21 protein-coding genes are annotated in these 22099 nt (G+C 68.9%); 9 read left to right on the top strand and 12 right to left on the bottom strand.

Annotation, left to right across the window (positions count from 1 at the left end; all coding sequences use genetic code 11):
* Positions 1–41: 41 nt before the first annotated feature.
* Genes FZ046_RS23620 through iolC form a run of 7 tightly spaced genes read right to left on the bottom strand, consistent with a single transcriptional unit; the run spans position 42 to position 7615 of the window.
* Positions 42–917, bottom strand: coding sequence for a sugar phosphate isomerase/epimerase family protein (locus tag FZ046_RS23620; RefSeq protein WP_070354150.1), 876 nt, complete (start codon positions 915–917; stop codon positions 42–44).
* A 1-nt stretch (position 918) separates the two neighbouring features.
* The gene (locus tag FZ046_RS23615; protein ID WP_070354151.1) at positions 919–1950 is read right to left on the bottom strand and encodes a Gfo/Idh/MocA family protein; all 1032 of its coding nucleotides are present in this window, start codon (positions 1948–1950) and stop codon (positions 919–921) included.
* Positions 1951–1966: 16 nt separating this feature from the next.
* Positions 1967–2887, bottom strand: a complete 921-nt coding sequence (locus tag FZ046_RS23610; RefSeq protein ID WP_070354152.1) for a sugar phosphate isomerase/epimerase family protein — start codon at positions 2885–2887, stop codon at positions 1967–1969.
* A gap of 14 nt (positions 2888–2901) precedes the next feature.
* Positions 2902–4851, bottom strand: a complete 1950-nt coding sequence (iolD, locus tag FZ046_RS23605) for a 3D-(3,5/4)-trihydroxycyclohexane-1,2-dione acylhydrolase (decyclizing) (protein WP_070354198.1) — start codon at positions 4849–4851, stop codon at positions 2902–2904.
* Positions 4852–4853: 2 nt separating this feature from the next.
* Complete coding sequence (gene iolB / locus FZ046_RS23600) at positions 4854–5723, bottom strand: 5-deoxy-glucuronate isomerase (protein WP_070354153.1); 870 nt, start codon at positions 5721–5723, stop codon at positions 4854–4856.
* Position 5724: 1 nt separating this feature from the next.
* Positions 5725–6627 carry a Cgl0159 family (beta/alpha)8-fold protein gene (locus FZ046_RS23595; protein ID WP_070354154.1) on the bottom strand — a complete coding sequence of 301 codons (903 nt, stop codon included), beginning with the start codon at positions 6625–6627 and terminating at the stop codon, positions 5725–5727.
* Positions 6620–7615: a 5-dehydro-2-deoxygluconokinase gene (iolC, locus tag FZ046_RS23590; RefSeq protein ID WP_246182849.1), complete on the bottom strand. Its 996-nt coding sequence runs from the start codon at positions 7613–7615 to the stop codon at positions 6620–6622. Before iolC ends, FZ046_RS23595 begins: the two co-directional genes overlap by 8 nt.
* Before the next feature lie 161 nt (positions 7616–7776).
* Here iolC and FZ046_RS23585 point away from each other — a divergent pair, with 161 nt between their 5' ends.
* Positions 7777–8508 (top strand): GntR family transcriptional regulator, encoded by a 732-nt coding sequence (locus FZ046_RS23585; protein WP_070354156.1) that lies wholly within the window; start codon positions 7777–7779, stop codon positions 8506–8508.
* On the opposite strand, the gene FZ046_RS23580 is transcribed toward FZ046_RS23585, so the two are convergent.
* Positions 8478–9485, bottom strand: a complete 1008-nt coding sequence (locus tag FZ046_RS23580; RefSeq protein ID WP_149484375.1) for a LacI family DNA-binding transcriptional regulator — start codon at positions 9483–9485, stop codon at positions 8478–8480. The two genes, FZ046_RS23585 and FZ046_RS23580, sit on opposite strands and share 31 nt — an antisense overlap.
* A 142-nt stretch (positions 9486–9627) precedes the next feature.
* Between FZ046_RS23580 and FZ046_RS23575 the strand changes: the two genes are divergently transcribed.
* From FZ046_RS23575 to FZ046_RS23550, 6 genes are all read left to right on the top strand, one after another.
* Positions 9628–10632, top strand: coding sequence for a sugar phosphate isomerase/epimerase family protein (locus FZ046_RS23575; protein WP_070354157.1), 1005 nt, complete (start codon positions 9628–9630; stop codon positions 10630–10632).
* Between the two features lie 14 nt (positions 10633–10646).
* A complete protein-coding gene (locus tag FZ046_RS23570) occupies positions 10647–12068 on the top strand; it encodes a sugar porter family MFS transporter (protein WP_070354158.1) in 1422 nt (473 codons plus the stop codon).
* Between the two features lie 177 nt (positions 12069–12245).
* A complete protein-coding gene (locus FZ046_RS23565) occupies positions 12246–13265 on the top strand; it encodes a substrate-binding domain-containing protein (RefSeq protein WP_070354159.1) in 1020 nt (339 codons plus the stop codon).
* A gap of 17 nt (positions 13266–13282) precedes the next feature.
* Positions 13283–14341, top strand: coding sequence for an ABC transporter permease (locus tag FZ046_RS23560; protein ID WP_070354160.1), 1059 nt, complete (start codon positions 13283–13285; stop codon positions 14339–14341).
* 4 nt (positions 14342–14345) lie between these two features.
* Positions 14346–15170 (top strand): ATP-binding cassette domain-containing protein, encoded by an 825-nt coding sequence (locus FZ046_RS23555; protein ID WP_070354200.1) that lies wholly within the window; start codon positions 14346–14348, stop codon positions 15168–15170.
* Positions 15171–15225: 55 nt separating this feature from the next.
* Entirely contained in the window at positions 15226–15699 is a 474-nt protein-coding gene (locus FZ046_RS23550; protein ID WP_070354161.1) for an SRPBCC family protein, read from the top strand.
* A gap of 9 nt (positions 15700–15708) precedes the next feature.
* On the opposite strand, the gene FZ046_RS23545 is transcribed toward FZ046_RS23550, so the two are convergent.
* Genes FZ046_RS23545 through FZ046_RS23530 form a run of 4 tightly spaced genes read right to left on the bottom strand, consistent with a single transcriptional unit; the run spans position 15709 to position 19746 of the window.
* The gene (locus tag FZ046_RS23545) at positions 15709–16710 is read right to left on the bottom strand and encodes a Gfo/Idh/MocA family protein (protein ID WP_070354162.1); all 1002 of its coding nucleotides are present in this window, start codon (positions 16708–16710) and stop codon (positions 15709–15711) included.
* Complete coding sequence (locus tag FZ046_RS23540; RefSeq protein WP_070354163.1) at positions 16707–17567, bottom strand: sugar phosphate isomerase/epimerase family protein; 861 nt, start codon at positions 17565–17567, stop codon at positions 16707–16709. Before FZ046_RS23540 ends, FZ046_RS23545 begins: the two co-directional genes overlap by 4 nt.
* A complete protein-coding gene (locus FZ046_RS23535) occupies positions 17567–18583 on the bottom strand; it encodes a Gfo/Idh/MocA family protein (protein WP_070354164.1) in 1017 nt (338 codons plus the stop codon). The genes FZ046_RS23540 and FZ046_RS23535 overlap by 1 nt, the downstream gene beginning before the upstream one ends.
* Entirely contained in the window at positions 18580–19746 is a 1167-nt protein-coding gene (locus FZ046_RS23530) for a phytanoyl-CoA dioxygenase family protein (protein WP_070354165.1), read from the bottom strand. Before FZ046_RS23530 ends, FZ046_RS23535 begins: the two co-directional genes overlap by 4 nt.
* 88 nt (positions 19747–19834) lie before the next feature.
* Here FZ046_RS23530 and FZ046_RS23525 point away from each other — a divergent pair, with 88 nt between their 5' ends.
* A complete protein-coding gene (locus FZ046_RS23525; protein WP_070354201.1) occupies positions 19835–20839 on the top strand; it encodes a LacI family DNA-binding transcriptional regulator in 1005 nt (334 codons plus the stop codon).
* 62 nt (positions 20840–20901) lie between these two features.
* A complete protein-coding gene (locus FZ046_RS23520; RefSeq protein WP_246182848.1) occupies positions 20902–21798 on the top strand; it encodes a PfkB family carbohydrate kinase in 897 nt (298 codons plus the stop codon).
* The last annotated feature ends 301 nt before the right edge of the window (positions 21799–22099 follow it).

Below are 22099 nucleotides of genomic sequence, written 5' to 3'. Positions count from 1 at the left end.
GTCGCGATCTGACAGCAGTCTCGGTGTGAAGTGGGGCGCGGTCAGCCGCGGTGCTTGGCGACGTAGTCGGTCATGGTCTTGAGTTGATAGCGGGACACCTCGTGGGCGGTTTCGTCCTCGGCGAATACCGAGGACACCATCACCGTGTCGTCGCGGTCGTAGAACCCGAGTTCGGCCAGGCCGCCGAAGAAGTCGTCCCAGTCGACGTCACCGTCGCCGATCTTGAGGTGCTGATGCACCCGTACCGGGTTGCCCGGCGGGTTGGTGATGTAGCGCAGGCCGTGGCTGCGGTGGTGATCCATGGTGTCGGCCACGTGCACCAGGCGCAGCTTGTCGCCGGCGGCGCGCATGATCTCGGCCATGTTGCCCCCCATGTGGAACGTGTGACAGGCGACGTACACCATGCCGATGTTGGGGGAGTTCACGCCGCGGATGATGCGCACCGCCTCCAGGCCGTCCTCGACGAAATCGTCGGGGTGCGGGTCGATCCGGACGTCGATGCCTTCGCGCTCGATGATGGGCAGCAGTTCCTCCATCGATCGGAAGAAGGCACGCTCGGACTCCTCCGCCTTCTCGGGCCGGCCGGAGAACTCGGTGTTGATGACGTTCACCCCGAGGTCCACGGTGATCTGGATGACCCGCTTCCAGTTGCGCACCGCGGCCTCCCGGGCATCCGGGTCCGGGCTGGACCAGCGCAACACCGGCAGTACCGAAGCGATGCCGACACCGGCATCGGCGCAGGCCTTGCGGAACGTGGCCACCAGGTCGTCGTCGGCGCGGGGATGGTTGAAGAACGGGATGAAGTCCCGGTGCGGGGTCAGCTGCAGGTACTCGTATCCCAGCTCGGCCACCACCTTCGGGAAGTCGAGCAGATCGTGATCATGGTGGAACGGCGTCGGATCCAATGCGATCTTCACGTCACGCCCCGGTGATGGAGGCGCGGTCGACCAGCTTCACCGCGACCGGCTGACCGGTGTTCAGCGATTCCACGCCGGCCTCGCACACCGCGGCGGCGGCGTAGCCGTCCCAGGCGGTCGGACCATCTGTGTAGTCTCCGGCGTCATCGCCGGCCTTGACCGCGTCCACCCAGCGCTGGAATTCGGTGTCGTAGGCCTGGCCGAAGCGCTCCTTGAACGACGGGGTGATCTGGCCGCCCCAGGTGCCGGGGGCACCCTTGCGGACCAGGCCGACATCCAGGCCGATGAAGGCGCTGCCCTTCTCGCCGACCAGTTCGGTGCGCACCTCGTAGGCGACACCGGTGGTCACGAACACCTCGACGTCGACGTGCTTGCCCGAGGCCGTCTTGAAGATGGCGATCTGCGGGTCCTGCAGGCCCTGCGGCGCACCGGGATTCGCGGCGGGCCGGATGATCTGTACGGACACGATCTCTTCGTCGAACAGGAATCGCGTGACGTCCACCTCGTGGACCAGTGAGTCCCGCACGATCATCGAGCTGTCGAAATTCGGCGGCACGGCGGGGTTGCGGTGCACGCAGTGCAGTACCAGCGGTTCACCGAACTCGCCGGCGTCCATCAACGACTTCAGCTGCACGTACTCGTGGTCGAAGCGGCGCATGAAACCGACCTGGATCAGCCGCTTGCCCTGCGCGGCCTCGGCCTTGACGACGGCGAGGGAGCTTTCGACGTCGGTGGTCAGCGGCTTCTCGCAGAGCACCGGCTTGCCGTGCTCCAGGCAGGCCAGCAGCTGCTTCTCGTGTGTCGGGCCGGGGGTGGCCAGTACCACCGCGTCCACCTCCGGATCGGCGATGGCATCGAGCGGATCGGCGATGGCGCGGCAGCCGGGGATCCCGGCGGCGATCGCCTCGGCCTTCTCGGTGAGGTAGTCGTTGACCACGACCACGCGGGCACCGGAGATGCGGGCGGTGATGCGGGCGACGTGGTCGGCGCCCATCATGCCGACACCCAGAACTGCGATCTTCAGGTCAGACATGGCTTTCAGAGGCTCTCTAGTTGAAACGGACGGAGGGGACACCACATGAACCCAGGTATTTCTGGGTGCGCTTGGCGATGGGCAGGGGCGCGTCGACCTCGCACGGGTACATGTCCTGCTCGACGATGGCGAACACATCGATGCCCAGCTTCTCGATCTCGGCCAGCAGCGGCGGCATGTCCGGGATGCCCAGCGGCGGTTCGGTCATGGCGCCGAGCTTGACGGCCTCCCCGAAGGGCAGATCCTCGGCCTCCACCTTGGCGCGGACCTCGGGATCGACCTGCTTGAGGTGCAGGTAACCGATGCGCTCGGGGGCGCGCCGGATGATCGCGATGTTGTCGCCGCCGCAGTAGGAGATGTGGCCGGTGTCCAGGCACAGGTTCACGAACTCGCCGTCGGTGCCGTCGAGGAAGCGGTAGACGTTCTCCTCGGTGTCGACATGGCTGTCGGCGTGCGGGTGGTATTGCGCACGCACACCGTACTTCTCGAACATCGCCTTGCCCAGCTCGTTCATCCCCTGGGTCTTCTGGCGCCACTGCTCGGGGGTGAGGTTGCGGTCTTCCAGCACCGCTCCGGTGGCGGGGTCACGCCACATCTCCGGAATGACGACGACATGCTTGCCGCCGACCGCGGCGGTCAGCTTGGCGACGTCTTCGATCTGGCTCCACACGGAGTTCCAGGCGTCGTCCCCACGGGTCTGCGACTGGTGCAGGTGCTCGAACACCGTGCCGGCCGAGAGCTTCAGTCCACGGGACCCGAGTTCGTCGAGAAGCCGTTGCGGATCGGTTGGCAGGTAGCCGTACGGGCCGAGTTCGATCCACTCGTAACCCGATTCGGCGACCTCGTCGAGGAAGCGGGTGTACGGGGTCTGCTGCGGGTCATCCGGGAACCAGACGCCCCAGGAGTCGGGGGCGGATCCCACGAGAATCGATGACATTGCGGTGTTTCCTTCTAACGATCGGACGGACGGAGCAGGGGGCGCTGTACCTTCTTCCAGTCCGCATACCTCTGGTAGGCGGTCTGGGTGGATTCCAGGGTGGAGGTCTCGCTGACGGGGACGTCCCACCAGGAGAAGCTGTCCGGGGCGTAGATCCGCGGGTCGGTCTCGACGTAGATCACCGTGGTGACGTCGGCGGCCTTGGCGACCTTGACCGCGTCGGCGAACTCCGCGGCGGTGGCCACCTTGATGACGTCGGCGCCCAGGCTCGCCGCGTTGGCGGCCAGATCCACCGGCAGCTTGTCCCCGTCGAGGCGACCCTGCGCCCCGCGGTAACGGTAGTCGGTGCCGAAGCGCTGGGAACCGAGCGACTCGGAAAGTCCACCGATGGAGGCGAATCCGTGGTTCTGGACCAGCACCGGGATGACCTTGACGCCTTCCTGCACCGCGGTGGCGATCTCGGTGGCCATCATCAGGTAGGAACCGTCACCGACCATGATGAACACGTCGCGGTCGGGAGCGCCCATCCGGACCCCGATGCCGCCGGCGATCTCGTAGCCCATGCAGGAGAACCCGTACTCGACGTGGTAGCCCTTCCGGTCCCGGGTGCGCCACAGCTTGTGCAGATCACCGGGCATCGACCCGGCGGCGCAGACCACCACGTCCCGCGGATCCGACAGCGTGTTCACCAGGCCGATGACCTGGTTCTGGTTGAGCTGCACACCGTCTTCGGTGGCGTACACCGACGACACCGTGTCGTCCCATTCGGCGGCGAGTTCGGTGACCCGGGTGCGGTATTCGTCGCCGACGGTGTAGTCGGCCAGCGCCGACCCGAGCGCCTCGATCGCCTCGCGGGCATCGGAGACCACACTGATACCGCCCTGCTTCACCGAGTCCAGCGAGGCCACGTTGATGTTGACGAACCGCACCTCGGGATCGTTGAAGGCGGTGCGCGATGCGGACGTGAAATCGCTGTAGCGAGTGCCGATCCCGATGACCACATCGGCCTCGGAGGCCAGCGCGTTGGCGGCGGTGGTGCCGGTCGATCCGATGGCGCCGACGCTCTGCGGGTGGTCGTAGCTCAGTGATCCCTTACCCGCCTGGCTCTCGGCCACCGGGATGCCGGTCCGTGCGGCCAGCGCAGCAAGGGCTTCCTCGGCGAAGGAGTAGTGCACCCCGCCGCCGGCCACGATCAGTGGCTTGGTGGCCGACGCGATGACCTCGGCGGCGCGGGCGATCACCGAACGCTCGGGCAGCGGGCGGGCGATGTGCCAGGTGCGTTCGGCGAACAGTGATTCCGGCCAGTCGTGTGCCTCGGCCTGGACGTCCTGCGGGATGGACACCGTCGCCGCACCCGTCTCGACCGGATCGGTCAGCACGCGCATCGCGCCCAGCAGGGCCGCCGGCAGTTGCTCGGGCCGCCACACCCGGTCGAAGTAGCGGGACAGCGGCTTGAACGCGTCGTTGACGGTGACGTCGCCGGAGGAGGGCAGCTCGAGTTCTTGCAGCACGGGCGAGCTGACGCGGGTGGCGAAGGTGTCCGCGGGCAGCAGCAGCACCGGGAGCCGGTTGATGGTCGCCAGCGCCGCGCCGGTGAGCATGTTGGTCGACCCGGGACCGACGCTGGCGGTGACGGCCCAGGTCTGCAACCGGTCCTTCTGCCTGGCGTAGGCGACTGCGCTGTGCACCATGGCCTGCTCGTTGCGGCCCAGCACGTACTTCAGGCCGGGTGCGCGCCCGGCTTCCCACGATTCGACCTCGTCCTGCAGCAGCGCCTGGCCCAGCCCGGCCACGTTGCCGTGGCCGAAGATGCCGAAGCAGCCGGCGAAGAACTTGGTGCGTTCCCCGTCGTGTTCGACGTACTGGTTGGCGAGGAACCGGACGGTGGCCTGGGCCACGGTGAGCCGCACGGTTGCCTCGGTGTCGGCGTGCTTCTCGCCTCCCTTCGGGGCGGTGGAAACCATGGTCACACTCCTTGGGTCTTGCGCATCGGCAGGCGCGGGTCGATGTCCTGGTGTTCCCAGCTGGCGCGTAGCCAGGTGTGGTCGGGGTTGTCGCAGATCAGCCAGGCCCGGTCGGGTCCGGAGCCGGCCATCACGTTGAGGTAGTACATGTGGTGGCCGGGGGCGGCGATGGAGGGACCGTGGTAGCCGTGCGGTACCAGCACGACGTCACCGGAGCGGACCTCCTCGAGCACCTCGATGGGCCGTTCGGGGGTGCCGAACACCCGGTGGTATCCGAATCCCGGTGTGCCGGCTGGACTGTCGTCGATCTCGAAGTAGTAGATCTCCTCGAGCTGCGTTTCCACATCGGTGTTCTCGTCGTGCTTGTGGGCCGGGTAGCTCGACCAGTTGCCGCCGGGGGTGATGACCTCACAGGCGATCAGCGAGTCGGCCTCGAACGTCGTGGCCGTCCCGAAGTTGTGTACCTGCCTGCTGCAGTTGCCCGCCCCGCGCAACTCGACGGGCACATCGGCGGCCGCGACTCGGCGGTTCGGGAACGGCCGGCTGGCCCGCGCACCACAGATGGCGATGCGACCATGCCCGGACAGGGTGTAGGTCTGGTCGATGCCGAGGTAGACCATGTCGGCCGGACCGTCGAACACCGATGCCCGCGGCGACAGTTCGAAGGTGTCGTCCCCGGCCTGCACGGATCCGCCGCCGGACAGCGGCAGGATCATCACCTCGTCGTCGCCGGTGCTGCGGGTCACCGACCCGTCCACGTCGAGATCGACGACCAGCAGGCTGGACTCGGCCCAGCCGGCCGACTGCGGGGTGACGTCGACGGTGTAGGGCGCGGTCGCGGACCGGGCCGGGATGTACCACTTGCCCTTCATCTCAGCGCACCAGCTTCACGGCGTTCGAGACGGCCCCGGCGACATCGTCGTCGGACGGGTAGAGCAGGGTGCGCCCGACGATCAGACCCTTGACGGCCGGCAGCGCCAGCGCCTTCTCCCAACTGGCGAACGCGGCATCGGGATCGGTCGGGTCGCCGCCCAGCAGCAGGGTCGGCATGGTCGTGGACTCCATGACGCGGTCCATCTCGTCGACGACGGGCAGCTTCATCCAGGTGTAGGCCGAGGTCGATCCAAGGCCCTGACTGATGTGCACCGATTTGATGACGGCGTCGGGGGAGAGGTCGTTGCGAACCTTGCCGTTGACGCGGGTGGACAGAAACGGCTCCAGCATGGCGATCAGCCCGTGCGCGGCCAGTTCGTCGACCGCCTGCGCGCAGGCCGCCATGGTGGCGACGGTGCCGGCGTCGTCGAGGTCGATGCGGCACAACATCTTTCCGCCGTTCATCTTCGCCGCGGCGGTCGATGCCGCGGTGGCGCCGGTCATCCGGTCGTCCAGTTCGAAGCGTGCCCCGGCCAGCCCGCCGCGGTTGAAGGAGGAGAACACCACCTTGTCCTCGAGCGCGCCCAGCAGGACGAGGTCGTCGAGGATGTCGGCGGTGGCGAGCACCCCGTCGACGCCGGGATCGGCGAGTGCGGCGCGCAACCGGTCGAGCAGGTCGACCCGGCTGTTCATGGCGGTCGGCCGGTCCCCGACGGCGAGCGCACCGCGGGCCGGGTGATCGGCGGCGACGATCATCAGGCGGCCGTCGCCGCGGACCGTCGGCCGCGTGGTGCGGGCCTGCCAGGCCTGCGCGACTGCGGCGGGATCGGCGGTGCGGATCTCGGTGAGGTCGGCGTAGCTCGTGGCTCGGGCGACGCCGGGAGCCGATGCGGGCCTAGACATTGACGGCCTCCACAGCGGTCTGTTCGGCGAGTGCGGCCACCTCGGCGGCGGTCGGCATCGCGGTCGAGCATTCGAGGCGGGAGGCGACGATGGCGCCCGCGGCATTGGCATAGCGCAGGGTCTTCTCCAGCGACCAACCGTGCAGCAGGCCGTGGATGAGGCTGCCGCCGAAGGCGTCCCCGGCACCGAGGCCGTTGACCACGTCGACCGCGTTGGGCGGCACGGTCACCGAGCTGTGCCTGGTCTTGCCGAGCACACCGCGCGGGCCCTGCTTGACGATGGCCAGTTCGACGCCGAGATCCAGCAGCGCGTCGGCGGCCTTGTGTGGGTTGGTCTCGCCGACGGCGATCTCGCATTCCTCGCGGTTGCCGACGGCGACCGAGACGTACTGCAAGGCCTTCCGTACCTGCTCGGATGCGGCGGTGGGAGTCTCCCAGAACATCGGGCGGTAGTCGAGGTCGAGGACCGTCAGCGGTGCCCGGCCGTGCGCGTTGCGTGCCTCCCAGGCAGCGAAGTGTGCGTTGCGGCTCGGCTCCTCCGACAAACCGGTGACGGTCGACCAGTACAACCGGGCGTCGCGCACGGCGTCGGTGTCGATGTCATCGGCGGTGATCTGCAGGTCCGGGGCCGAGGGCTTGCGGTAGAAGTACAGCGGGAAGTCGTCCGGCGGGAAGATCTCGCAGAACGTGACCGGGGTGGGGAAATCGCCGTGCGTGCGCACGTACCGGTTGTCGACGCCGAGGCGAGCCAGTTCGGCGCGCACGTAGCGGCCGAAGGGATCGTTGCCCGCGCCGGAGATCAAGGCGGCCGTGTTGCCGAGCCGCGCGGCGGCGACGGCGACGTTGGCCGCGCTGCCGCCGAGGAACTTGCCGAATGATTCGACGTCCTCGAGTCCGATGCCGATCTGCAGGGGATAGACGTCGACGCCGGCTCGCCCGATGGCGATGACGTCGAACCGTTCCGTGCTGGACGGTCTTTCGAAGGACACTGTGGCTCCCTGGTCGTGAGCGGGCTCGTCACCCATGACTGTGCCTCCCGTCACTCGTCCATGTCAATAGTTTGTCCGGACATTATTACTTTCGGTCATATCGTCCGGATTCGGTTACTCTTCAGCTCGACAGGCCTCAGATCGGCGGGATCGGAGTAGACGTGCCCCTAGCTGTGGAACTCGACAGGTCCAGTCCCGTACCGCTCTACTACCAGCTCGCCCAAGCGATCGAGGCAGCGATCCGCAACGGGGATTTGGCCCCCGGCGACCGGTTCGAGAACGAACTCGCGCTGGCGAGCAGGTTGGCGTTGTCCCGACCCACCACCCGGCGGGCCATCCAGGAACTCGTCGACAAGGGGCTGCTGGTCCGCAAGCGCGGTGTCGGCACCCAGGTGGTGCAGAACCCGGTGCACCGGCGCGTCGAACTCACCAGCCTCTTCGACGACCTCGCCAAGTCCGGACAGGACCCCACGACTCAGCTGTTGGAGTACCACTGCGGTGTCGTCGACGAGGAGATCGCGGCCGAACTCAATCTCGGCAAGGACCACGAGATCGTCACGATTCAGCGGCTCCGGTGCGCGAACGGCGAACCGCTGGCCGTGATGACCAATCATCTTCCGGTCGAGATCGCGCCGGGAGCCGAGGAACTCGAGGCCAGCGGTCTCTATCAGGCGTTGCGGGGCCGCGGCGTGCACATCCGGCTCGCGCGTCAGCGCATCGGCGCGAAGCCGGCCACGCGCAACGAGGCCCGGCTGCTCGACGAGAAAGCCGGCTCGCCACTGCTGACCATGAGCCGGACGGCGTTCGACGACTCCGGCCGGGCGGTGGAATTCGGCAGTCACTGTTACCGCGCGTCCCGCTACTACTTCGAGACCACGCTCGTCGACCGCTGAGGCGGTGGCGCGGTGGTTCCGCGGATCACCAGGCGCGGTTCGAGCACCACGTCGGCCGTGTCGAGATCGTCGCCTTCCACCATCGCGATCGACAGCCGCACCGCGTGCCGTGCCAGCGCTTCGGCGTCCTGGTGGACCGTCGTCAGATCGATGCGCGGGTTGTCCGACAGCGCGCTGTCGTCGTAACCGATCAGCGACAGCTGCCCGGGAACGTCGACGCCGGCGCGGGTGAGCACGTCGAGGAGTCCCAGCGCGCACCGGTCGTTGCCGGCCAGTACCGCGGTGGGTAGCGCGTCGGAGGCCAGCATCGCCCGCGCCGCTGCGGCGCCTGCCGCCTCGGTGTGCGCGCCGGCGATCACTCTCGCGTGCGCAGAGATCCCGTGCACGCGCATGGCCGCTCGATAGGCGCGACGGCGGTCGGCCGAACCGGGGTCGGTGCCGCCATCGACGTGATGGATGTCGACGTGACCGAGTCCGACCAGGTAGGCGACGGCCTGCCGAATGCCCTTGGCGTCATTGGTACGGACCGTCGCGAGCCCCGGGGCGGGATCGAGACGGCGACCGACCACGACGACCGGAGTGCGCTCGGCCAGTCCGTGCACGTAGCCGGTGTCTGACGCGGGGCCGAGCAGGACGAGGCTGCCGCAGCGGTGGCTCAACAGCGCCTCGATCGGCACGGATTCGGCGCGGTCGGGGAGGTTGGCGGACAGCAGCACCTCGTATCCGGCCGCCTCGGCAGCGGGGTAGATGCGGGTGACCAGTTCGGCTTCGAACAGCTGCCGGACGTCCATCAGTACGCCGAGTGTGCGGCTGCGGCCCCGGGCGAGCAGGCGCGCCGCGGAATCCGGCCGGTAGCCGATTTTCCGTGCGACGTCGAGAACGCGGCGCTTCGTGGCCTCGCTGGCGCCCGGCTTCCCGTCGAGCACGAACGACACGAGCGTACGGGATACTCCGGCACGTCGGGCCACGTCGGCCATGGTGGGCGGTCGGTGGCGCTCGTGCGCCGGTGTGGTGGCCACGGGGCTCCTCGCGATGTGACGGTTGACACAACCTGGGTCGTCACCCATAGTAGCCCTAACGCGCATTACTAACGCGCTTTAGTCGCAAGGGTGACACGACATGAAATTGGGCGTCTACACCGCCGTTCTGCACGACCAGCCACTGCCGGAAGCCCTGCGGACCATCCGCTCCCTCGGGCTCGACGGTGCCGAGATCAACGCCGGTGGGTTCCTGCCGAGCCCGCACCTGCCGGTTGACGACCTGCTCGGCGGCCGCCTCGACCCCGGTGAATACCTCGCCTCCTTCGCCGCGGCCGGCGTCGCCTTGACCGGTCTCAACGTCAACGGCAACCCGCTGCACGCCGACCCCGAGGTCGGCCCCGAGGATGCCGAGGACCTCCGCCGGGCCATCCGCGTCGCGGCGTTGCTCGGCGTGCGGCGGGTAGTCACCATGTCGGGCCTGCCGGCAGCGCACGCCGGCGGTCGGTGGCCGGCCTGGCACGTCAACACGTGGGACAGTGGATACCTCGATTCGCTGGACTATCAGTGGGATTCGGTTGCCGTGCCGTTCTGGCGGGAGATCGACGCACTGGCCCGCGACCACGACGTCGAGGTCGCCATCGAGATGCACCCGCAGAACCTGGTGTTCAATCCGCCGACCTTGCGCCGATTGGTTGAGAAGGTGGGTGCCACCCACGTCGGGGCCGAGATGGACCCGAGCCACCTGTTCTGGCAGGGGATCGACCCCGTCGCAGCCATCGAGTACCTGGGTGATCTGGTGCTTCACGCGGCGGCCAAGGACACCCGCATCAACCCGGCCTGCGCCGTGGTCGGTGTGCTCGACGACCGCTTCACCCGCGTCCCCGCCGACGAGAACCCCACCGGCCTCGGCGGCCGCCACGTCGTCAACCGGTGGCCGGCAGACTCCAGCTGGGACTTCGTCGCGGTCGGGCGCGGCCACGACGTCGAGTTCTGGTCCCGGTTCCTCGCCGCGCTGCACCACGTCGATCCCGACATGGCGGTCAACATCGAACACGAAGACACCGAACTGGGCCAGCTCGAAGGTCTTCGGATGGCTGCCGACACCCTGCATCTCGCCAGCGCCGCTGCGCTGCAAACCTTCTGATCGAGAGCGACATCATGCGCACACCCGCCAACCCGGCCACACCCGCCGTCTCCGGCGCGTCCTCCGGACGGTTCCTCACCAAACTCACCGTCATCGCCACCCTGGGTGGGCTGCTGTTCGGGTACGACACCGGCGTCATCTCCGGCGCGTTGCTCTACATGAAGGACGACCTGCAGCTCAGCGCCTTCGGCGAGGCGACCGTCGTCAGTTCGCTGCTCTTCCCCGGAGCGGCCTTCGGCGCACTGTTCGGCGGTCGGGTGGCCGACCGGATCGGACGCAAGCGCAGCCTGCTCGTCTGCGCGGGGCTGTTCCTGGTCGGTGCGCTCGGCTGCGCCATCGCCCCGAACGTCCAGCTGATGGTCGCGGCGCGCATCGTGCTCGGCCTCGGCGTCGGCGCGGCGGCGGTCACCTGCCCGCTGTACCTGGCCGAGATGGCACCCGCCGACCGGCGCGGTCGCATGGTGACCATCAACGAGCTGATGATCGTCACCGGCCAGATGCTGGCCTTCGCCACGAATGCGTTGCTGGACCGCCTGTTTCACGATCCGCACGTCTGGCGCATCATGCTGGCCGTAGCCACCGTGCCCGCGGTGGCATTGCTGCTGGGCATGCTGGTGCTACCGGACTCGCCACGGTGGTACGGGTTGCGGGGTCGAATGGCGGAGGCTCGCGCGGTGCTCGGACTGAGCCGCCCGCCGGCCGAGGCCGACGCCGAGTACGGGGTGATCGTCGACCACACCGAACACATGCTCACGTCCAGGAGCGCGCCCCTCAGTGTCATCCGCGACGTGCCGTGGATCCGCCGCGTGCTGCTCATCGGGTGTGGACTCGCCGTGGTGCAGCAGGCGACCGGCATCAACACCGTCAACTACTACGCGCCGACCATCCTGGAGGAGAGCGGACTCGGGGTGAGCGCCTCGCTGGTCGCCACCATCGCGGTCGGCGTCACCTCGGTCGTCACCACGATCATCGGCATCGTCCTGCTGGGATTCGTCGGCCGACGCGCCATGCTGCTCATCGGTTTCGCCGGCGTCGCCGGGTCGCAGCTGGCGCTGGCGTTGGCATTCCTGCTCGGCGAGTCGACGATGCGCAGCTACGTGATCCTGACCGGCATGATCCTGTTCGTCGGGTTCGTGCAGATGTTCATCGGCACGGTGGTGTGGCTGCTGCTCTCCGAGATCTTCCCGCTGAGCATCCGCGGATTCGCAATGGGCATCGCGGTGTTCGTGCTGTGGTGCACGAACGCGATCATCTCGTTCCTCTTCCCGCTGCTGAACTCCGCGCTGGGTTCGACCGGTACCTTCCTGCTGTTCGTGGCCGTCAACGTCGGCTCGTGGTTCTTCGTGCAGCGCCTGGTTCCCGAGACCAAGGGGGCGAGCCTGGAGGAGCTGGAAGAGCGCTTCGAGGCCGAGCACGTGGGCTCCGTCGCGCACTGACGCCTGCAGGTCCGCCAGCCCTCTGCGACCCGTTGGCGTCCGCCGTCTGCAGTCCTAATGTCAGGACAAAGTGTTGACATTCCGGTGTGAGCCGTATTACATCACCCGTGAGACGTGTCGCAGTGCACGATCCCACCGGATCGACGACGCGACCGGCTGTCGAGAACAGGAGATCGGATGAGCGCTCGGCACGAGAGCGAAGGACGTCGGCCGTTCACGCGGCTCGCGGCACTGGCTGGAGCGGGCATCCTCGCCCTCGGCCTGGTGGCGTGCTCCTCCACGGGAGGCAGACCGCAGGGATCCGCCGACGGCGGCGGTGGCGGCACCGTCGACACCCCGCGGCTCACCGTCGCGATGATCACCCACGAGGTGCCCGGCGACTCGTTCTGGGACCTCATCCGCAAGGGCGCCGAGGCGGCGGCCCGCAAGGACAACATCGAGCTGCGCTACTCCAACGATCCGGAGGCGCCGGCTCAGGCCAACCTGGTGCAGAGCGCCATCGACAGCGGCGTCGACGGCATCGCCGTCACGCTGGCCAAGCCCGACGCCATGGCGCCCGCCGTGAAGGCCGCTCTGGACAAGGGCATTCCGGTCGTCGCGTTCAACTCCGGGTTCGACAACTGGAAGTCGATGGGCGTGCAGCAGTACTTCGGCCAGGACGAGAAGCTGGCCGGCATCTCGGCCGGCGAGAAGCTCACCGCCGACGGCGCCAAGAAGGTCGTCTGCGTCATCCAGGAGCAGGGGCAGGCGTCACTGGAGTCGCGGTGCGCCGGCGTGCGGCAGGGCTTCAAGGGTGCCAGCGAGATCCTGAACGTCAACAGCAAGGACATGCCGTCGGTCGAGGCGACGATCACCGCGAAGCTGCAGCAGGACCCGTCGATCGACCACGTCGTCGCCCTCGGCGCCCCCATCGCGCTGACGGCGGTGCAGTCGGCAGGCAACGCGGGCAGCACGGCCAAGATCGTCACCTTCGACACCAACGCCGCGCTCGTCGACGCCATCAAGGGTGGCCAGGTGCAGTGGGCGGTCGACCAGCAGCCGTACCTGCAGGGCTACCTCGCAATCGACTCGCTGTGGCTCTACCTCAACAACAAGAACCTGATCGGCGGCGGTCAAGCGACCCTGACCGGTCCGTCCTTCATCGACCCGTCGAACATCGACGCCGTGGCGGAGCTGGCCAAGGCCGGCACGCGCTGACGAGCAGGAGACACGACATGACCACCCGAGAAGCCCTCGACGTCACCTCGCACGCGGTCGTCCGCGACGAACGCGTGAAGGAACGAAACCGGCTGCAGCGCCTGCTGATCCGCCCCGAGATGGGCGCAGGCATCGGTGCCGTCGGCATCTTCGTCTTCTTCCTCGTCGTCGCGGCACCGTTCCGCGAGGCCTCCTCGCTGGCGACCGTGCTCTATGCCAGCTCCACGATCGGCATCATGGCCTGCGGTGTGGCGGTCCTGATGATCGGCGGCGAGTTCGACCTGTCGGCCGGCGTCGCAGTCACCTTCAGCTCACTGGCGGCGTCGATGCTGGCCTACAACCTGCACCTGAACCTGTGGGTCGGCGCGGCGCTGGCCCTGGTGCTCGCCTTGGCAGTCGGCTTCTTCAACGGCTTCCTGGTGATGCGCACAAGGATTCCCAGCTTCCTCATCACCCTGAGCACCTTCTTCATGCTCGCGGGCATCAACCTCGCGGTCACCAAGCTCGTCGCCGGGCAGGTCGCCACGCAGAGCGTCAGCGACATGCAGGGCTTCGAATCGGCGCGCACCGTCTTCGCCTCGTCCTTCACGGTCTTCGGCGTCGGCATCCGCATCACCGTCGTGTGGTGGCTGGTGTTCACCGCGATCGCCACCTGGGTGTTGTTCAAGACCCGCGTCGGCAACTGGATCTTCGCCGTCGGCGGTGACGCCGACAGTGCCCGCGCGGTCGGCGTGCCCGTCACGAAGGTGAAGATCGGGCTGTTCATGTTCGTCGGGTTCTGCGCCTGGTTCGTCGGCATGCACCTGCTGTTCGCCTTCAACACCGTGCAGTCCGGTCAGGGCATCGGCAACGAGTTCTTCTACATCATCGCCGCGGTGATCGGTGGCTGCCTGCTCACCGGCGGTTACGGCACCGCGATCGGGGCGGCCATCGGCGCCTTCATCTTCGGTATGACCAACCAGGGCATCGTGTACGCCGGCTGGGACCCCGACTGGTTCAAGTTCTTCCTCGGCGGGATGCTGCTGTTCGCGGTGATCGCCAACAACGCCTTCCGCTCCTACGCCTCGAAGAAGTGAAGTGATGACCATCTCCGTCGAAAAGCCGACCGACAACGCCCCGTCCGGCGGCGGCAAGACCCCGCTGATCGAGCTGAAGCACGTCGGCAAGTCCTACGGCAACATCACCGCGCTGGCCGACATCTGCCTGCGCGTCCGGGCCGGGGAGGTGACCGGCATCCTCGGTGACAACGGTGCCGGCAAGTCCACGCTGATCAAGATCATGGCCGGTCTGCACCAGCAGACCGAGGGCGAACTCCTCGTCGACGGCGAGCCGACGCGATTCGCCTCGCCGGCCGACGCGCTCGGCAAGGGCATCGCCACGGTGTATCAGAACCTCGCCGTCGTGCCGCTGATGCCGGTGTGGCGCAACTTCTTCCTCGGCCAGGAGGTCCGGAAGAAGACCTTCCCGTTCGCCCTCGACGCCAACGCGATGCGGGCGACCACGCTCAGCGAGTTGGCGAAGATGGGCATCGACCTGCCCGACGTCGACGTGCCGATCGGTTCGCTGTCCGGTGGGCAGCGGCAGTGCGTCGCGATCGCGCGGGCCGTGTTCTTCGGAGCGCGCGTCCTGATCCTCGACGAGCCGACCGCGGCACTGGGCGTCAAGCAGTCCGGCGTGGTGCTGAAGTACATCACCGCCGCGAAGGAGGCCGGGTTCGGCGTCGTGTTCATCACCCACAACCCGCACCACGCGCACATGGTCGGCGACCACTTCGTCCTGCTCAACCGCGGCCGGCAGAAGCTGGACTGCGCCTACGACGACATCACCCTGGAGCACCTCACCCAGCAGATGGCCGGTGGCGACGAACTCGAGGCGCTGACGCACGAACTGCGCGGCGCCAAGTGACCCGACGTCCCCGTCGACCGATTGGCCGACGGGGACCGCGGGTATGAGAGCGCCCATGACCGTCTCGACTCTCAAGACAGAAGACACCGGTCCCCGTCGCGTCAGCCGCAGCGTCCAGGTGGCCGCGCCGGTCGCCGAGGTGTTCGCCCTGATCGCCGATCCGCACCGGCACCACGACCTGGACGGGTCGGGCACCGTACGCGACGTCGACGTCAAGGGGCCGCACCGGCTGAAGGAGGGGGACAGGTTCACCGTGGGGATGACGCAGTACGGCGTGCCCTACAAGATCACCTCCACGGCCACGGCCGTCGAGGAGAACCACGTCGTCGAGTGGCAGCATCCCCTGGGCCACAAGTGGCGCTGGGAATTCGCCGAGGTGAGCCCGGGGACCACGAAGGTCACCGAGACCTTCGACTACTCGACCGCGAAGCTGCCGTTCGTCATCGAACTCACCGGCTACCAGAAGAAGAACGCCGACGGCATCGAGTCGACCCTCACCGCGCTCGCGCAGCGCTTCGAGACGCGCTGAGGGCTCCCATCAGCGCGGCGGTAGCCCCGCTGCGCGGTAGGCCTCGTCGATCAGCGCCATGTTGGCCACCGCGTCGTCGAGTCCGAAGGGCAGAGCAGCACCGGTAGCGAGGTGCGCCGCGAACGCCTCGAGTTGGTAGGCATACGACGACCGCGTGCCGAGCCGCTCGACGGTGGTGCGGTCGGCCGTCGTCACCGTCAGCCGGTCGTCCTGGCTCGGGCGGATGAAGTCGTGGACCAGTGCGGCGCCGAGGGTGCCGGTGATGGCGAGGGTGAACGAGAAGTCCTCGGCGAGCATCGAGTTGGTGCTCACACCGGTCGCGCCGCCGGGGAACGCGACCTCCACGTCGCACTCCGCATCGATGCCCGCGCCGCGTTCCGTCGCTCGGGCCGCGGTGATGGCAGGCGGGCCGTTGACGCCAGCGACGTCGAGTGCTCCCAGGGTCCGCATCACGTGCAGGCCGTAGCAGCCGAGGTCCATCAGCGCCCCACCGGCCAGCGCGTAGGACCACCGCGGATCGTCGTCGGCGGGTGTGGGCATCGCCATGCGCACCTCGATGCGGCGCACCTCGCCCAGGGTGCCGTCCGCGGCGAGGGCGAAGGCACCGCGGGTCACCGGATGGAACGCGTAGTGGAATCCCTCCAGGACCGCGACGCCCGCCCGGGTTGCCGCCGCGGCGACGTCCCGGGCCTCGACGTGGTTGCGGGCGAACGGTTTTTCGCTCAGCACCGGTTTGCCCGCCGCGATCGCGGCAAGGTTCCACGGGGCGTGCAGCGCATTGGCCAGCGGGTTGTAGACGACGTCGACCTCGGGATCGTCGACGACGTCCTGGTACGTCGCCAGTGCGCGTTCCGCGCCGTGGGTCGCGGCGAAGGCCTCGGCGCGCGCCGGGTCGCGGGCCGCGACGGCGACGAGTCGGTGGCCCAGTTCGGCGGCGGGCGCGACGATCGCGTTGGCCGCGATCCGCGACGCGCCCAGCACGCCGATGCGTAGCGGGGCGGCCGCGCTCACGTGGTGACCGTGCGCAGGTAGTCGACGCTCGCCCGGACGTCGCGCACCGGACCCTCGCCAGCCGGCTCGCCGTCGAGGATGGTGTCCTGCTCGAGCACGTACCAGCCGTCGAAACCGTTGTCGCGCAACACCGAGACGATTCCTGCGATGTCGACGTCACCGGTGCCCAGCGGGGTGTACATGCCGGCCCTCACCGCGTCGGTGTAGGTCAGCTCGCCGGAGCGGACCCGAGCCGCCAGCGTGGCGTCGACGTCCTTGAGGTGGGTGTGTGCTATCCGGTGCGGCACGGCCTTGGCCAGCTCCAGCGGATCGGTGCCGCCGATCAGCAGGTGTCCGGTGTCCAGGCACAGTGGGATGGCCGAGCCGGCCAGGACGCGGTCGACGTCCGCGCGCGTCTCCACCATCGTGCCGACGTGCGGATGCAGCACCGCCACCAGCCCGCGGGCCGCGGCGAGGTCGGCGAGCCGGTCGAGGTTCGCGAGCAACGTGGACCACTGGGCGTCATCGAGATCGGGCCGCGCGTCGTAACCGACGGCGCCGGTCGCCGCGGCGAACACCACGACACCGGCGCCGGCGGCGACGAGCGCGTCGAGCGGTGCGGCGGCGTCCGGGGCCGGGTCGTGGCCGGGGTCGTGGAGCACCACCGGGACGAAGCCACCCACGCAGGCCAACTCGTGGTCGGCCAGCGCCGCGGCGAGTTCGGCGGCGTCACCGGGCAGGAAGCCATCCGGACCGAGTTCGGTCGCACTCAGCCCGGCACCGCGCATCTCGCCGAGGACGCGGTCGCGGTCGAGTTGATGGCCCCAGCCGGGAACCTCGCAGACGCCCCACGAGATGGGCGCTCCGGCGATCCTCATCATCGGCGTACCTCCTCGATGCGCACCGGCGCGTGCCGGCGCAGGGACTCGGTGGCGGCCTCGGCGAGCCAGGCCACCTCGACGGCGTCGTCCACCGTGGCGCCGGGGATGGCAGCGCCCTTGGCGACGTCGACGAACGCCGCGAGTTCGGTGCGGAACGCCTCGGTGAAGCGGTCCATGAAGAAGTGGTGCGCCGGGCCCTGCGGGAAGTCCTCGGCCGCGGCGAACCGCGGGTCGGTGTTGCGCACCGGCACGCCGTGGTCCCAGCCGGCGGCCACGCTGTCGTGGAAACCGTGCACCTCCAGGCGGCAGTCGTACCCCCGGGCGTTGTAGCGCGCGGCCGAGACGAGACCCGTTGCGCCGCCGTCGAACGTGACGACGACGGCGGCGGTGTCCACGTCGCCGTACTCGGCGAACAACGGGTCGCCCTGCACCGTGCCGGTCGCATAGACCTCGACGGCGTTCTGGCCGGTGATCCAGCGGAGCACGTCGAAGTCGTGCACGGCGCAGTCGCGGAAGATGCCGCCCGAGCCCTTGATGTAGTCCATCGGCGGGGGAGCGGGATCCATGGTGGTGCTGCGGACGGTGTGCAGCGTGCCCAGTGCGCCGCTGTCCACCGCGCGCTTGGCCGCGGCGAAGGCGGCGTCGAAGCGACGCTGATAGCCCACCTGGACGGGCACGCCGCTGCGCGCGATCACCTCGGCGACGCGGGCGCTCTCGGCGGCCGTCGCCGCAATGGGCTTCTCGCAGAACGTCGGGATGCCGCGTTCCACGGCGGCGAGGGTCAGTTCGGCGTGCGCCGGGGTGGCGGCGGCGACCACGACGCCGTCGACGCCGGAGGACAGCAGGTCGGCGACCGAGTCGACGGCCGTGACGCCGTGCTTGGCGGCGACCGCTGCGGCAACGTCGGGACGTTCGTCGGTGACGACGAGCCCGTCGAGCCCCTCGAGGCTCGACAGGGTCTCGGTGTGGAAGGCGCCGATGCGCCCGAGGCCGATGACGCCGAGGGTGGTCATGGGAGTCTCCGTTCGTTGCGTGCGGTGAGAAGGACGTCCAGTCGTGCCGGGGACAGGTCCTCGCGCAGAGCGTCGAGCACGGTGTCCACCTGGCTGGGGGGCGCGAGGCTGCCGATGGGCGGGTCGGAGTCGAGATTGGTCGGGAAGGCGTAGCCCTCCGCGGTGGCGTTGACGACGTTGTGCAACTCGCGCTCGGGCCGGCCCGCGGCCTTCATCGCCAGCAGCGCCGGGTACACGACCCGCACCATCGCCGTGCGGTCCAGTGCCTCCATGGCCCGGCCGAAGGGCGAGGACACCTGCAGGAGGTTGGCCATGCGCCGGATGTCGGTGGAGGTGTTGGCGCCGGCACCGTGGAACAGCGCGGGGTTGAAGAACACGGCGTCGCCCTTGCGCAGCGGCAATTGCACGTGGTGGGCGGCGAAGTAGTCGATGAACTCCTGCCGGTAGAAGGCCAGGTAGCCCGCGGCGAAGCGCTGGGAACCCGGCAGCAGCATCGTCGGTCCGCTCTCGATCGGCATGTCGCAGTGCGCGACGGCACCCTGCAGCGTCAGCACGGCCGACATGGCGTGCAGGTGCGCGGGATAGGCGGTCAACTGGTCGACGTCGACGAAGCCGAGGTGGTAGTCGCGATGCGGAACCTGCGCGGCACCACCGGGATTGACGACGTTGACCTGGGAGGTGACCTGGTAGCGCGGCCCCAGCCATGCCTCGCTGACGACGGCCAGCGCGTCGGCCGCGTAGTAGGCGGCGAAGACCTCGGGTGCGTGCAGCGCGAGCTTCTGGGCGGCGTTCCAGATGCGGTCGTTCGCGCCGGCTGCGCCGAAGTGGTCGCCGGCTGCCGCGCCGCCGGCGTGCTGTTCGGCGATGATCGCGGCGAAGGCGGCGCTCGCCGCGTCGACCACGTCGTGGTCGAACGCCGCGGCGAACACCACGACGCCAGGGCCGTCGGCCAACGCCCGGATGAGTTCGGTCCGGAGCGCCTGGCGGTCGGCGCCGGCGACCGAGGCGGCGGAGTAGACCAGCACGCCGTGGCGGACCTCGTCGGCCAACGGGTAGTCCGACGCGACCGTCTCGACGGCCAGGGACGCGCGGAACGCGTCGAGGGAGCAGTCGGACGGTTCGATCCAGGCCCCGGCGGCGTAGGTGGTGGCGGAACTCGGCATGGCGGTTAGTCTTGCGGTGATTCACGCCATGAACAACGGCAGAAAGCCATCAAAAACACCTCATGCCGTGGGCGGGAGGGGAGTGGCCGTGCCACACCGCTACAAGGTGCGCGAGATCGCTCAGCAGTCCGGGCTCAGCGAGGCGACCGTGGACCGCGTGCTCAACGAGCGGCCCGGCGTGCGGGAGAACACCCGCGCCGAGGTGCTGCAGGCCATCGCCGACCTGGACAAGCAGCGGGCACAGTTGCGCTTGTCCGGACGTCGGTACCTCGTCGACGTGGTCATGCAGACCCCGCGGCGGTTCTCCGACGCCGTGCGCGCGGCCATCGAAGCCGAGCTGCCGTCCTTCGCGCCCGCCATGGTGCGCGCCCGCTTCCACCTCTGGGAGGCCGGTTCGGCGGAGGCGACCGTCGACGTGCTGGCGCGCATCCGGGGCAGCCACGGGGTGGTGCTCAAGGCGCAGGACGAACCCGCGGTGGCCGAAGCCGTCGACGCACTGGTGGCGTCGGGGGTCCCGGTCGTCACCTACTCGACCGACGTTCCGACGTCCGCGCGCGTGGGCTACGTGGGCATCGACAATCACGGCGCCGGCATGACGGCGGCGTACCTGATGGACCAGTGGCTCGGCGATGCGCCGTCCGACGTGCTGATCACGCTCAGCCGCACGGTCTTTCGCGGTGAAGGCGAGCGCGAGGTGGGGTTCCGGGCGGGGCTGCGGGGATCGGGACGTGCCATCGTGGAGGTCAGCGACAGCGACGGCATCGACGCGACCAACGAGGCCCTGGTACTCGAGGCGCTGCGACGCCACCCGTCTGTGGAGGCGGTGTACTCCGCCGGTGGTGGCAACACCGCCACGGTGGCGGCGTTCGACCGGCTCGGGCGTCGATGCCGGGTGTTCGTGGCCCACGACCTCGACGCCGACAACCGGCGGCTTCTGCGGGACGGTCGGGTGTCGGTCGTGCTGCACAACGATCTGCGTGCCGACGCCCGCACCGCGATCCGGCTGATCCTGGCACAGCACCGCGCGCTGCCGTTCGAGCCCGCACGGCATGCGCCCATCCAGGTCGTCACGCCGTACAACCTGCCCGGATGACCCGTCGATCGTGCATTCCCGCCGATGCGGACTACGCTTTCGCCGCATCCCGGTACGTCGGGATGGCAGGGATCGATCAGCAGAACCAGGAGAGCGTGGCGGTGCAGCGAGGACTCGACGGACTCGTCGCCGGGGTGACCGTGTTGGGCAACCTGGCAGTCGACGTCATCGACGGTGCGCCGCCCAGCCCGGGCGGGTGCGCGTCGTTCGCCGGCGTGGCGCTCGAAGCGGTCGGCGGCCCCGGCCGCATCGTCGCCCTCGGCGCGCCCGACGACCACGCGCTGTTCGACCCGCTGCTGGCCCGGTTCGGCGACCTGGTGCACATCCTGCCCTCGCGCGTCACCAGCGGTTTCCGCCTCGACTACGTCGACACCAACCACCGCCGCATGTCGGTCGACGCGATCGGCCCGGTGTGGGGGCCCGCCGAGATCGAGGCCGCCGACCCGGACACCACCTGGGTGCACCTGGCGCCGCTGCTGCGCACCGACTTCCCGCCGGACACGCTCGCGCTGCTCGCGGCCCGCGGGCACCGCGTCGCCTACGACGGACAGGGACTCGTCCGCGCCGACCGGGTCGGGCCGCTGCTGGAGGACCCGCACTTCCCACCCGACCTGCTCGAGCACATCGCCATGCTCAAGCTGGCCGAGGACGAGGCCGTCGTGGTCGCCAATGGCCAGTTCGACCTCGCGACGGCGCGCCGCCTCGGCGTTCCCGAGATCGTGGTGACCTTCGGCTCGGAGGGATGCGACATCTACACCGACGGCGTGGTGCAGCGCGTTCCCGCGGCCTGGCGCGTCGACGGCGTGCAGACGACCGGGGCGGGGGACATGTTCACGGCCTGCTACGTCGCCCACCGTGCCGCGGGCGACGGGCCGGTCGACTCCGCCCGACACGCCAGCGAACTCGTCGCGCGCGAACTGGACAAGCGCGTCCGGCAGGGCATCGTCGACCCGGTGTAGTCGCAGGTCGGACGTGCCCGCAGCCGAATACCCACCGGTAACCGGCGTCTTAGAGAACGACGTTCTCGAAAGGTGACGAAGACCACAAATCGACACCTGTCGAGTCGAATTCACGCTGCTGACCTGCGGAGTTCGCGGACCTTTACCTGCAGGTAACCGGCGAGTCCGGTGAAGGGCCACCTAAGAGAAGTGCAATAATCGTGACTGCCAGTGACAGAAACTTGGGTGGACGATATCCCGGCGGCGCATCGCGCACCAGGCCTCCCCGGAACCCCCTCCGGACGCCTCGATCGCGACCCGG

The sequence above is a fragment of the Mycolicibacterium grossiae genome (genome assembly GCF_008329645.1).
Lineage (GTDB): Bacteria > Actinomycetota > Actinomycetes > Mycobacteriales > Mycobacteriaceae > Mycobacterium > Mycobacterium grossiae.
The sequence above is the reverse complement of the archived record's forward strand: the minus strand, read 5'-3'. Positions and strand labels throughout refer to the sequence as shown.